The organism is Leifsonia sp. KNZ13-11D, assembly GCF_056754895.1.
The window spans coordinates 689,656-701,874 of the sequence record NZ_JBPGWU010000001.1 but is presented as its reverse complement, the minus strand read 5'-3'; the positions used below and the strand labels follow the sequence as shown (position 1 = coordinate 701,874).

The following is a 12,219-nucleotide window of genomic DNA, read 5'->3' as shown; positions in this document are numbered from 1 at the left end:
GTGCGTGTCATCGTGTCTCTCCTCCGTCGGCAGCGCCCGGCCGGACCGGGATGGTGGAGCCCGCGACGAGGACGGGACCCGCGGCGCGCTCCTCCGCGGTGGCCGGGCGCAGCTGGCCGCGCTCCTCGACCCGGGCGATCGAGGGGTCGGGGGTGTCCGGCGCGTTCACGAACGACCGGAACCGCCGCAACCGCTCCGGGTCGCGCAGCGTCGCCGCCCATTCGTCCTCGTACGTGTCGATGTGCTTCGCCATCGCCGCCTCCAGCTCGCCGGCGAGGCCGAGCGAGTCGTCGACGACCACGGCGCGGACGTGCTCGACGCCGCCGTCGAGGTCCTCCATCCACCGGGCCGTGCGCTGCAGCCGGTCGGCCGTGCGGATGTAGTACATGAGGTAGCGGTCGATGTAGCGGATCAGCGTCTCATCGTCGAGGTCGGAGGCCAGCAGCTGCGCGTGCGCGGGCTGGAAGCCGCCGTTCCCGCCGACGTAGAGGTTCCATCCCTTGTCGGTGGCGATGACGCCGACGTCCTTCCCGCGGGCCTCCGCGCACTCGCGCGCGCACCCGGAGACGCCGAACTTGAACTTGTGCGGCGCGCGCAGACCCCGGTAGCGCAGTTCGAGGTCGACCGCCATCCCGACCGAGTCCTGGACGCCGTAGCGGCACCAGGTGGATCCGACGCAGCTCTTCACGTTGCGCAGCGCCTTGCCGTAGGCCTGACCGGACTCGAAGCCCGCGTCCACCAGCCGCTTCCAGATCTCGGGGAGCTGCTCCAGACGTGCACCGAACATGTCGATGCGCTGGCCGCCGGTGATCTTCGTGTAGAGCCCGAAGTCGGTGGCCACCTGGGCGATCACGGCCAGCTTCTGCGGGGTGATCTCCCCGCCCGGGATGCGCGGCACGACCGAGTAGGTGCCGTCCTTCTGCATGTTGGCGAGCGCGCGGTCGTTGGTGTCCTGCAGCTGGCCGCGGCCGCCGTCCAGCGGGTACTGGCTGTGCTGGCTGGCGAGGATGGAGCCCACCGCCGGCTTGCAGATGTCGCAGCCCCGGCCGCGACCGAGACGCGCGATCGTCTCCTCCCAGCTGGTCAGTTCGAGAACCCGGATCGACTCGAACAGCTCCTGCCGCGACAGGTCGAAGTGCTCGCACAGTGCACGGGAGACGGTGGCGCCGGTGCGGGTGAGCTCGGCCTCCAGGATCTTCTTCACCAGGGGGACGCACGACCCGCACTGCGTGCCCGCCCGCGTGCAGGCCTTCAGCTCGCCGAGGTCGTGGCAGCCGTCCTCCACGGCGGACCGCACAGTCCCGGAGGTGACGTTGTTGCACGAGCAGACCAGGGCGTCGTCCGGGAGCGCGCCACCCGCGGGCGGCTCGGCCCCCGCCGCGGAGAGGTAGGCGGCCGGTTCGGCGTCCAGCTCCCGGCCGAGCAGCGGCCGGAGGCTCGTGTACGGAGAGGCGTCGCCGACGAAGACGCCGCCGAGCAGGGTGCGGGCGTCGTCGCTGACCACCAGCTTCTGGTAGAGCCCGCGGGCCGGGTCGGCGTAGACGATCTCCAGCGCGCCGGGTTCACGGGCGAACGCGTCGCCGAAGCTGGCGACGTCGACCCCCGAGAGCTTCAGTTTCGTGGCGTCGTCCACGGTGGTGAAAGTGGCGCCGCCGCCGAGAAGGCGATCGGCGACCGTCTCGGCCATAGCGTTCGCGGGCGCTACCAGGCCGACGGTCCGGCCGCCGATCGCGGCGACTTCGCCGATAGCCCACACTGCCGGGTCGGACGTGCGGCACGCCTCATCGACGACGACGCCCCCGCGTTCCTCCGTGGCGATGCCCGCCTCCCTGGCCAGCTCGTCCCTGGCGCGGATGCCGATGGCGAAGACCACGATATCCGCGGGCACGGTGCGGCCGTCGGCGCAGCGCACCCCGGTCGGCAGCCCGTCCTCACCCAGGAGGATCTCGCGAGGCCGGGTGCCCAGGTGCAGGTCGATGCCACGCGCCGCGATCAGCCGGCCGAGCGCCTGTCCGGCACCCTCGTCGAGCTGTGCCGACATCAGCCAGCCGCCCGAGTGGATGATGACCGCCTCCGCCCCCAGCTCCGCGACGCCGCCGGCCGCTTCGAGACCCAGCAGGCCCCCGCCGGCGACGGCGACGCGCGGCGCCCGTCCGAGGCGTCTCCGCAGCTCGGCGACCTCGGCGACCAGCGCATCCACGTCGTCGATCGTGCGGTAGACACGGCCGGCAGCGGCTCCGGGGATGTCCGGCACGGGCGCCGACGAGCCCGTCGCGAGAACGAGGTGGTCGTAGCCGAGCACCGCCCCCGAGGACGTCGTGACGGTGCGGGCCCTGCGGTCGATCGCCGTCACGGCTTCGCCGACGCGCAGCTCGACTCCCGCATCCTCCCAGTGCGTCGCCGGCTGCAGCGTCAGATCGACGCGCCCGTCGGCGAGCCGCTTGCTCAACTGCACGCGGTCATAGGGCAGGTACGCCTCCTCCGCGAGGACGACGATGGAGCGGTCGGTGCCCACCTGCGCTCCCCGGGAGACCAGGGCGTCGACCAGGCGGTGGGCGGCCGGGCCGCCTCCCACGATCAGCGTGCGTTCGGTCGTCATGCGGGTCCCTTCCCCGTCGGCGGCTGCCGCCGCACCAGGGGAACGTCGTCGCCCTGGTGCGATCCGAGCGTACGGCGGGCCGGTTTCCCGACCGTTTCGGCGGTGTAACCGCGCGTTAACATGAGCCGCACAGCCGATCGGGGACCGTGTGAGACGGGCGTCACGCCGACGTTACCGGGCGCGCGTCCTCCCGAAACATCCGCCGTCTAGCGTCGGACCATGACGATCACCGGGAACGCCGCTCAGACCGCCGGCGTACGAGCCGCCGACGTCTCCTCCGCCTCTGCGTCCTCCGCCTCGGCGTCTACCGCCTGGGTGCGCGCCTGCCGGGTCGACGACCTGGAGCCGTCGTGGGGCGAAGCCGTCCTGCTCAGGATGCGCCAGATCGCCGTCTTCCTGCTCGGCCCGCGCGAGGTCTACGCGGTCTCGCACGAGGATCCCGCGGCGGGAGGCGCGCCGGTGATGGCCCGCGGCATCGTCGGCTCGCGCGGCGACCGCCCGACGGTCGCCTCCCCCTTGCACAAGGAGGTCTACGACCTCGGAACGGGCGAGTGCTTCGGCGACCCCGCCCTCGCCCTGCGGACGTTCCGCACGCGCATCGTCGGCGGCTTCATCGAGATCGAGCTGGGCGATGACTGAGCCGGGCGTCACTGCGGCCGTGCTCGCCTCCCACGGCACCGCCTCACCCGAGGGGCAGCGCGCTGTGCGCCGCCTCGTCGACGCCGTAGCCGCCTCCCTCCCCATCCCGGTGGCCGCATGCCACGTGGATGTGCAGCAGCCGGATGTCGTGACCGCACTCGCCGCGGCGGCGGCGCACGCCGACAGGGCGATCGTCGTGCCGCTGCTGCTCTCCGCCGGATTCCATGTCTTCGTGGACCTCGCCGCTAGTGCCGCCGCGTCCCCCGTGCCCGCGACCGTCACCCCGGCACTGGGACCCGACCTCCGGCTCGTCGAGGTGCTGGCCGACCGGCTCGTCGAGGCCGGCTACCGGTCAGGCGACCAGGTGGTGCTCGGCGCGGCCGGCTCCACGGACTACCGCGCCGTCGCGGACTGCCACCGAACGGCCGCCCTGCTTGCCGGCCGCCTCGGCGCGCCGGTGACTGCCGGCTTCATCTCCGCCGCCGCCCCGAGCCTGCCGGACGCCGTCGCCGCCGCACGCCGGCGGTCGCCCGGCTCCCGCGTGCTGATCTCGACGTACCTGCTCGCTCCCGGCCACTTCTCCACCCTCGCCGGGCAGGCCGGCGCGGACGTCGTCGCGGCTCCGCTCCTCACGGCTGCGTCGACCCCGCGGCACCTCGTGGAGGTGATCATCGACCGGACGGAAAGCCTCGTGGGCGCTGCGCGGTGACGCCGCAGTCCTGTCTCCGCGGGTCTTCGTCCTGGCTGGTATCGCCATCGTCCGCAGACGTCCGAGCGACGCGAAGCGTCACTCCTCTCCGATGTCCTCATTCCAGAGTTCGGGGTTCGCGGCGATGAACGCGCCCATTATCTCTATCAGCTCGGGGTCGTTCATCACCGTCACCTCGACGCCGTGCTCGCGCAGCCAGTCCTGTCCCCCGTGGAAGCTCTGGTCGTCTCCGACGACCACCCGCCCGATGCGGAACTGCTTCACCAGTCCCGAGCAGTACCAGCACGGCGACAGCGTGGTGACCATGACGGTGTCCCGGTAGCTGCGCTGGCGGCCGGCATCGCGGAACGCGTTCGTCTCGGCATGCATGGAGGCGTCGCCGTCCTGCACGCGCCGGTTGTGGCCCCTGCCGAGCAATCGCCCGTCGCCGTCGAAGAGGGCGGCGCCGATCGGGATCCCGCCCTCGGCCGCCCCGCGACGGGCCTCCTCCGCGGCGACAGCCAGCTTCTCAGCATCCGAGGCGTACAGGCGCTCCGTATCGGAGCTCACGCGACATCGTCCGCGGCGTCCACGCCGACGATCACGGTCGGTTCGGATTCCAGGGGAGCACCGAGCCGGACCTTGAAAGCCCGGAACAGCACCCAGTAGAGGATCGCAGCGAGCAGGAAGCCCACGAGGGGCGTCAGGTCGCCGATCGGCGCGGCCTTGGCCAGAAGACCGGTGTAGAAGGTCTGATTGGAGAACAGCCAGACCGAGATCACGCCCGCGATGACCAGCGCGAGCCAGCCGGCGGGGTTGCGGTACCTGGCGTGGCTGGGCACCAGGCTCGCGATCTCGGTCCCGCGACGCAGCAGGCGGTCGGTCAGGACGATTCCGAGCCACGGTGCGATCCAGTACGCGATCACGAGGAGGAAGTTCTCGTACTTCGCGCCCGCGTCCGGCAGGGCGCTCCACGCGAGGAAGAAGCCGACGACGCCGAAGCCGAGCGCGACGATCGCACGGCGCAGAGCGAAGGGGATCCGGATGCCGGCGGCGAGGAACGACATCGCCCCGGAGTAGATGTTGAGCGCGTTGGCGGCGATGGCGCCGACCGCGATGGCGAGCAGCGTCAGGTCGCGGATGACGACGGGCATGCTGGCGGTGAACGACGCCGTCGGGTCGTCGGGGTTGAAGCCGGCGATCGTCGCCGCGGCCGCACCGGCGGCCATCAGGACGACGCAGCTGACGAAATTGCCGAGGCCCGCGGCCCAGCCGATCGCCCGGCGGCTGGCGCTCGCCGGGAGGTACCGGCTGTAGTCCGAGGCGTACGGGTTCCAGCCGGCGGCGTATCCGAAAGCGGCGGCAGCCGTCAGGGTCCAGCCCGCGAAGCTGAAACCGCCGCCCTTGACCGGGGCGCCGAGGTTCGCGTGCAGGAAGATCGTGACGGTCGCGACGAGGAAGATCGCGCCCAGGACGTAGGTCGCATAACGCTCGAACAGCTGGACGAGGTCATGCCCGACGAAGGCGACGACGACCTCGATGACGACCACGATCAGCAACGAGAGCACCGCCGGGATACCCGTCAGCGTCGTGAGCGCGAAGGCTCCGCTCACCGAGTTGACCGCGAACCAGCCCAGTCCGGCCATGACCGTGTTGAGGGCCGAGGGCAGGATGTTGCCCCGGCTGCCGAACGCGGTACGGCCGATGACCATCTGGGCGAGCCCTTCGCGCGGGCCCCAGGTGGAGAGGATGCCCTGGCTCAGCGCGCCGAGCGCCGTGCCGAAGACGAGCGCCGTCATCGCCTGCCAGAAGCCGAGCCCGAAGAACGCCACCGCGATGACGCCCACGAAGATCGTGGCGAACTCGAGGTTGGGCGCGGTCCAGGTCGCGAACAACTGCCACGGAGAACCGTGCCGTCGCTCCGGCGGGATCGCCTCGATACCGCCGCCCTCGATGCTCGTGGCCGTACGGCGCGGGGCGGAAGCGGTCTCGGTGCCGATCGTCGGGGTTCTCGTCATGCGAGCGAGCATACGAAATCCGGCGCAGCGCGCCATCCCGAGGAGCCGTTCGAGCCGAAAACGTCACACATTGTTTACAAAGGGCAAGCACAAGTCGGGATCATGTCCCGTCATCGTGTCGAGCCGCCGTCTCGGGCCCGGAGACCGTAGGTGCCCGATGTCAGCCGCTCGTACGAACGACGAACGATGCGTTCGAGCACGACCCGATCCACGTCTGCCAGCCGTGTGACGTAGAGGCAGCCGACGCCCGCTCGGTGCGGGCCGAGAGCGCTCAGCAGGTGCGCATGAGCATCGACGCCGTCCGAGAGGTAGATGCTGAGCTCGCGCGAGCGGGGTGCGAATCCCGCGGCGGCCGCCTCCCCGCTGCGACCGCTGGCATAGCGGTACTCGTAGCGCCCGAAGGCCACGATCGACGGATGCGTCAGCGTCGGCTGCTGACCGGTCACCCGCTCGTACAGCGCGATCAGTTCGCGCGTCTCCTGCCGGCGGCGCTCGGGAAGATTGTCGATGAAGCGTTCGAGTTCGATACTCATACTTTGACAGACGAGGTCCCCTCGCCTGCGTGACGAGGATGCACGAATTGCGGCCGTCGCATGGCGCAACAACGTGGCACGCCGTCGCGGCTCTCACTACAGTGACCCCATGCCAGGCCGCAGCACCCGACCTCTCGACTTCGAGACCCGCCAGATCCACGCCGGAGCCGTGGTCGACTCCGAGACCCGGTCGCGCGTGACCCCGATCTACCAGACGGCCGCGTACGTCTTCGACAGCTTCGACGACGGCGAGGAGCGGTTCGCCGGCCGCAGCGCCTACCGCGCGTACTCGCGCAACGAGAACCCCACCAACGCCGTCGCCGGGCGGCGGATCGCCGACCTCGAGGGCGGCGTCGACGGGATCGTCGTCGCCAGCGGACAGGCGGCCATCGCGTCCGCCCTGAGCGCCCTCGCGGCCCACGGTGACCACATCCTGGCCACACGCTCGCTCTACGAGGGCACGCGCGAGATGTTCCGCGGTGTGCTCGCCCGCCAGGGGATCGAGTTCGAGTACGTGCCCGACGACGCCGACGACGCCGAATGGGCGTCGCGCATCCGACCGAACACCAAGGCCGTGTACACCGAGACGCTCCCCAATCCCCTCGGTCAGGTCGTGGACATCGAGCGGATCGGCCGGCTGGCCCACCAGGCGGGGGTCCCGCTGGTCGTCGACAACACCGTGCCGACCCCGTACCTGTGGCGCCCGATCGAGGACGGCGCCGACATCGTCATCCACTCGACGTCGAAGTGGCTGTCCGGGCACGCCTCCGTCATCGGTGGCGCGATCGTCGACGCGGGCCGCTTCGACTGGGCGGCGCAGGCGGAGCGGTTCCCGCAGCTCGCCGCGGCGCCGCGACCCGGCGCGCCGTCCTTCGTCGAGCGTTACGGCGAGGGCGCCTACCTCGCGTACGTGCGCAGCGTGATCGTGCTCGAGTACGGGCCGACCGTCCCGCCGACCAGCAGCTTCCTGCTGCTCCACGGCATCGAGACGCTGTCGGTGCGGATGGACCGGCACGTCGCCAGCGCGCAGACGGTGGCGGAGTGGCTGGAGGCACGGCCCGAGGTCGCCACGGTGCATTACCCCGGGCTCCCGTCGAACCCGTTCCACGCCCGCGCCCAGCGCTACCTGCCCGCGGGAGCGGGATCGATCGTGTCCATCGAGCTGGCCGGCGGCCGGGCGGCCGCCCGCCGCTTCATCGACGCGCTGGAGCTGATCTCGCCGATGACGCACATCGGAGACGTGCGGACGCTCGCGATCCACCTGGGCAGCACCATCCACGCCAAGCTGACGCCCGAGGAGCAGGCGGAGGCGGGGATCGGCCCGGGCTTGATCCGCCTGTCGATCGGGCTGGAGAGCGTGCGCGACATCCTGGACGACCTCGACCGCGGGCTGGTCGCCGCGGGGGACGGGGCTGCGGGCGGCACGGGCGGTACGCCGTGAAGTGCCCGGTCGGCGCCATCGTCGGAAATCCGGCGCCTGCCGTCGGATGATCGGCTGACCTCCGCCCGGAACTCCTGCGCCAGAGCTCTGCGTCGGAGATTCGGGACCGATTCTCCGACGATCGACGGCGGCGTCGGCGGGGTCGGCGTCGGCGGCGAGCACCGTCAGCCGGCGAGCACCGTCGGCCGCTGCGCACCCTCAGCCGGCGAGCACCGCCCGCTCGCGGGCAGCGGCGACGGTCGCGGCGATGCGGCGCACCGCCTCCACCACGGTGGACGGGTTGCACGCGAGGTTGATGCGGGCGAAGCCACGCCCCGGCTCGCCGAACGCGAGCCCCGAGTTGAGCGCGACCCTCCCCTGCTCGATCAGAACGCGGGCGGGGTCGTCGCCGAGGCCGGCGTCGCGGAAGTCGAGCCAGACCAGATACCCGGCGTCGGGCCGGACGACGCGGACCGCAGGCGCGTGCCCGGCCAGCTCGGCTTCGAGCAGCCGGACGTTCGACACCAGCAGGTCGAGGAGGTCGTCCCGCCAGCCGACGCAGGAGAGGGCGGCCACGTTGGCGTGGAGGCCGAGGATGCTGGTGCGCGCGGCCAGCTCCTCCGGCAGATCGGTCAGCAGCCGTGCCGACGCATCGTCGGCCGGGACGACGACGGCGCATTTGAGGCCGGCGAGGTTCCAGGCCTTGCTCGCCGAGGTGACGGTGACCGAGCGGGCGCCGGCGGCCCGGGCGATCGGCGCGAAGGGGGTGAAGACGGCTCCGGGATGCGCGAGCGGCGCGTGCACCTCGTCGCTGACCACGAACACGTCGTAGCGGGCGGCCAGCGCGGCGAGCGCCTCCAGGACGCTGCGGCTGTGACATCGGCCGGTCGGGTTCTGGGGGTTGCAGAGCAGCAACGCGTCCGCCCCCTCCGCGAAGGCGCGCTCGATCCCTGCGAGGTCGAGCGACCACTCCGCGTCCTCGAGAAGCGGAACGGTGACGGCCACCGCATCCGCCTCGTCCACCATCTCGAAGAACGGCGGGTACACGGGAGGGGTGAGCACCACGCGTCCAGCGACGTCGGGCAGGTCCAGCCGCAGCGCCTCGACCACGCCGACCGTCACATCCGTCGCCAGGTGCACGGTGCCGGGATCGACCTCCCAGCCCCACTCGCGCGCCGCGAAGGCGGCGAACGCGGGCGCCAGCGGACCGGCGGAGTCCAGGTAGCCGGTGTCCGAGTGCCGCAGCGTCTCGGCGACGCGGTCCAGGATGGCCGGCTCGACATCGAAGTCCATCTCGGCGACGAACACCGGAAGGACGTCGGCGGGGTAGCGGCGCCACTTGATGCTCGACCTGGTCGCGAAGAGCTGCTCCAGGGATCGTGCCGGTCCGAAGCTCATTCCGACACTGTGCCGCAGCCGCGGCGGCGCCGCGACCCGGAGCGTCAAAAAGCGTAGTGAAAGCGTCCTATTCAGGACGGCTGACGGTCATGGAGGGGGCCGCTCTCCGGCGTGCCCGTCTGGTTGAACAGGTAGTAGAGACTCAGGGCGGCCAGCGCCACGAGCATCGCGACGACGCTGAACAGTCCGACGACGGTGACCAGGGGGTAGAGCACGGTGCCGGCGCCGAACCGCAGCAGCGAGCGGCGGCGTGTGGCCGCATCCATCTCGCCCGACGCCACCAGCTGGCCGGTGATGCGCGCGTGGAGGACGGTGAACGCGATCGCGACGCCGGTCATGGCGCCGCCGTACAGCACCGCCTCGACGCGGAGATCCCTCGGGTCGCCGCCGGCGAGGGCCGCAGCCAGCGTGGACGTCGTGAACGGCAGCGCGGTGACGAACATGAGCAGGACCAGGTTCCAGAACAGCAGGGTGCGGTCGACGACTTCGACCAGCCGCACCACCGCGTGATGGTTCACCCAGATGACCCCGATGACCAGGAAGCTCACGACGTACGCGGCGAACGACGGCCACGCCGCCGCCAGCTGCGCGAGCAGGCCGCCCGGCTCGCCGGGCCCGAGGTGCAGGTCGAGCACCAGGAGCGTGATGGCGACGGCGAGCACGCCGTCGCTGAAGGCCTCGAGCCGTGTCTTCGACATCGCCGTCCCTCCTGGCGGGAGGATGTGCTCCCGGCGACGATCATGCCGCACGCCGGCGCGTGCGCACAGGTCCGGCGACGCGGGTCAGGACGCCAGCGCCACCTGGCGGAACCGGATCACCGACGAGTCGGCGCCGCGGTCCGCGCGATCGTAGGCGGCACGGATGGGGTTCACCGCCCGGCCGTTCGGCAGCACGACTTCAAGCCCCGCGTCGTCCGGGGCTCCCCGCCGACGATGCGGAGCGCTCCAGTGGCCCCCGTCGGTGCGCACCAGGATCTCGCCGATCAGGCAGCCGAGGCTCTGCACGGTGAACTCGTCGCCGACGAACCCGTCGTCGGTGCGGAGGTCGGTGAACAGCCGCTCGACGTACACGAGGTCCTCCGGCACGTAGGTGACCGTGTGCCCGTAGATGTCGCGGATGCCGCCCGCCATGGCTCCGGCCAGCAACGAGCCGACGGCGGGGTCAGTCCGCCGCCGGCCCGTTGCATGAGGGAACCGGAACATGCCGCCGACGGTACCCCTACCGTCCGAGCGGATGCTCGCCCCACTTCGAGTGCCCCCGCAGCGGGTCACGGGGGCGGCGAGCGCACTGCATCCCGGAAGCGATCGCAGCGTCGCTAGGCTGAGCGCGGCGCAGGGCCGGTGTCGGGGCGGCGGCGGGGGCGGCGGCGGCGACATCCCCTCACTGCGATAGTAAAGTGTGCGCAGGCCGCGGGAGCGGTGACGGGACGAGGAGGCGCCGGTGGCGAAGCGGACGCGGGCGACGGCGACCACGAGCACCCTCGCGCGCGTCAACCAGACGGCCATCATCGAGGCGCTGCGTGAATCCGGCGCGCTTTCGCGGCAGCAGCTCGGCGTCAGGACGGGGCTCAGCCCGGCCACCATCAACCGGCTCACCGCATCCCTGATCGACGACGGCCTCATCGTGCCCGCGGGGCAGGAGCCGTCGACCGGCGGGCGGCCTTCCGTCCTGCTCCGGTACGCCGGCAGCTCGCGCCTCGTCGCGGCCATCCAGCTGCGCGCCGAGACGGTGACGGGCATCCTTGTCGATTTCGACGGGAAGGTGGTGTTCCGGCGGTCGGTGGCGCTCGCGGCTCGGCAGGCGGGGGCGGCCGGGGGCGGGGCCGACGGCGGCGGGGAGCGCGGCACGGCCGACCAGGACCGGCAGCTGCGCAAGGTGTTCCGGCTCTTCGACGACCTCATCGCGACCGCGGACTCGATGGGCACCCCGTGCCTCGCGGTCGGGATCGCCGTGCCCGGTGTCGTGCAGCAGCCGGAGGGCGTCGTCGGCACGATGCCGGAGTTCGGCTGGACCGGCGTCCCCTTCGGCGCACTGCTGCGCGAACGGACTGACCTGCCCGTCGTCGTCGAGAACGATGCGAACGCACTGGCCTACGGCGAACTGCACGCCGGCGCCGGCCGGGGGCTGTCCAGCCTGGTCGCACTGTTCCTCGAGAACGGCCTCGGCGCGGGAATCGTCGCGAACGGGGAACTGCACCGCGGGGCGAGGGCGGAGGCGGGAGAGATCGGCTACCTGCTCATGGAGCGGTCCTCACTGGAGCGCTCCTACGACGCGCGCGGCGACCTGGAGGACCGCATCGGCTCGCTCGCCCTGACGCAGCGCGCGCGGGAACGCGGCATGCCCATCCCCGCCTCCGGCTCGCTGACCGCCGAGGACGTCTTCGAACTCGCCCGCACCGGCAATGCGGACGCGCAGGAGCTGGCCGACGAGATCCTCGACATGGTGGCGATCGCGGTCGCGGCGCTGGTGATCGTGCTCGACCCGGAGCTCGTCGTGGTGGGGAGCAGCTTCGTGGGCAGCTCGGACATGGTCATCCCCGGCATCCAGGAGCGGCTGCGCGGCCGCATCATCCGCGTGCCGCGGATCGAGCCGGCGACCCACCGAGAGGATGCGGTGCTGCTGGGCGCCGCGGAACTGGCCGCCGCCGAGGTCAACGGCTTCGCCTACCTCGCCTTCTGACGCGCACATTCGTGCCGAATGTCGCCTACCTCGCCTTCTGACGCGCACATTCGTGCCGAATGTCGCGTACCTCGCCTTCTGACGCGCACATTCGTGCCGAATGTCGCCTTCGGCGGCCCCGAAGCACACATTCGTGACGAATGTCGCGCCGGGCGCCCGGGGCCCATTCGTGCCGAATGTCGCTTCGGGACGGGCGAAGGGGTTCATTCGTGACGAATGTCGCACTGCCGAGGACGGGGCGGGGG

At 71.7% G+C, this 12,219-nt stretch carries 11 protein-coding genes; 4 read left to right on the top strand and 7 right to left on the bottom strand.

The features are described from left to right. Positions 1 to 7 precede the first annotated feature (7 nt). Positions 8 to 2,599: a nitrite reductase large subunit NirB gene (gene nirB, locus ACR9Y5_RS03500; RefSeq protein ID WP_481296670.1), complete on the bottom strand. Its 2,592-nt coding sequence runs from the start codon at positions 2,597 to 2,599 to the stop codon at positions 8 to 10. A 219-nt stretch (positions 2,600 to 2,818) separates the two neighbouring features. Between nirB and nirD the strand changes: the two genes are divergently transcribed. Further along, positions 2,819 to 3,238 (top strand): nitrite reductase small subunit NirD, encoded by a 420-nt coding sequence (gene nirD, locus ACR9Y5_RS03495; protein ID WP_481296669.1) that lies wholly within the window; start codon positions 2,819 to 2,821, stop codon positions 3,236 to 3,238. Further along, on the top strand, positions 3,231 to 3,947 hold the full coding sequence (locus tag ACR9Y5_RS03490; protein WP_481296668.1) for a sirohydrochlorin chelatase: 717 nt from the start codon (positions 3,231 to 3,233) through the stop codon (positions 3,945 to 3,947). The genes nirD and ACR9Y5_RS03490 overlap by 8 nt, the downstream gene beginning before the upstream one ends. A gap of 78 nt (positions 3,948 to 4,025) precedes the next feature. Here the strand turns inward: ACR9Y5_RS03490 and ACR9Y5_RS03485 are convergent, their stop codons facing one another. The 3 genes from ACR9Y5_RS03485 to ACR9Y5_RS03475 all read right to left on the bottom strand — a co-directional run bounded on the left by ACR9Y5_RS03485 (position 4,026) and on the right by ACR9Y5_RS03475 (position 6,477). Beyond that, positions 4,026 to 4,496 (bottom strand): nucleoside deaminase, encoded by a 471-nt coding sequence (locus ACR9Y5_RS03485; RefSeq protein WP_481296667.1) that lies wholly within the window; start codon positions 4,494 to 4,496, stop codon positions 4,026 to 4,028. Next, positions 4,493 to 5,944, bottom strand: coding sequence for a purine-cytosine permease family protein (locus ACR9Y5_RS03480; RefSeq protein ID WP_481296666.1), 1,452 nt, complete (start codon positions 5,942 to 5,944; stop codon positions 4,493 to 4,495). Before ACR9Y5_RS03480 ends, ACR9Y5_RS03485 begins: the two co-directional genes overlap by 4 nt. 110 nt (positions 5,945 to 6,054) lie before the next feature. Beyond that, positions 6,055 to 6,477 carry a DUF1801 domain-containing protein gene (locus ACR9Y5_RS03475; protein WP_481296665.1) on the bottom strand — a complete coding sequence of 141 codons (423 nt, stop codon included), beginning with the start codon at positions 6,475 to 6,477 and terminating at the stop codon, positions 6,055 to 6,057. Between the two features lie 109 nt (positions 6,478 to 6,586). Between ACR9Y5_RS03475 and ACR9Y5_RS03470 the strand changes: the two genes are divergently transcribed. Continuing rightward, positions 6,587 to 7,918 carry an O-acetylhomoserine aminocarboxypropyltransferase/cysteine synthase family protein gene (locus ACR9Y5_RS03470; protein WP_481296664.1) on the top strand — a complete coding sequence of 444 codons (1,332 nt, stop codon included), beginning with the start codon at positions 6,587 to 6,589 and terminating at the stop codon, positions 7,916 to 7,918. A 198-nt stretch (positions 7,919 to 8,116) separates the two neighbouring features. Here the strand turns inward: ACR9Y5_RS03470 and ACR9Y5_RS03465 are convergent, their stop codons facing one another. The 3 genes from ACR9Y5_RS03465 to ACR9Y5_RS03455 all read right to left on the bottom strand — a co-directional run bounded on the left by ACR9Y5_RS03465 (position 8,117) and on the right by ACR9Y5_RS03455 (position 10,497). Beyond that, positions 8,117 to 9,295, bottom strand: a complete 1,179-nt coding sequence (locus ACR9Y5_RS03465; protein WP_481296663.1) for a MalY/PatB family protein — start codon at positions 9,293 to 9,295, stop codon at positions 8,117 to 8,119. A gap of 71 nt (positions 9,296 to 9,366) precedes the next feature. Next, positions 9,367 to 9,993, bottom strand: coding sequence for a TMEM175 family protein (locus tag ACR9Y5_RS03460; protein ID WP_481296662.1), 627 nt, complete (start codon positions 9,991 to 9,993; stop codon positions 9,367 to 9,369). A gap of 84 nt (positions 9,994 to 10,077) precedes the next feature. After that, positions 10,078 to 10,497 (bottom strand): hypothetical protein, encoded by a 420-nt coding sequence (locus ACR9Y5_RS03455; RefSeq protein WP_481296661.1) that lies wholly within the window; start codon positions 10,495 to 10,497, stop codon positions 10,078 to 10,080. Positions 10,498 to 10,735: 238 nt separating this feature from the next. Between ACR9Y5_RS03455 and ACR9Y5_RS03450 the strand changes: the two genes are divergently transcribed. Further along, positions 10,736 to 11,974 (top strand): ROK family protein, encoded by a 1,239-nt coding sequence (locus ACR9Y5_RS03450; protein WP_481296660.1) that lies wholly within the window; start codon positions 10,736 to 10,738, stop codon positions 11,972 to 11,974. The last annotated feature ends 245 nt before the right edge of the window (positions 11,975 to 12,219 follow it).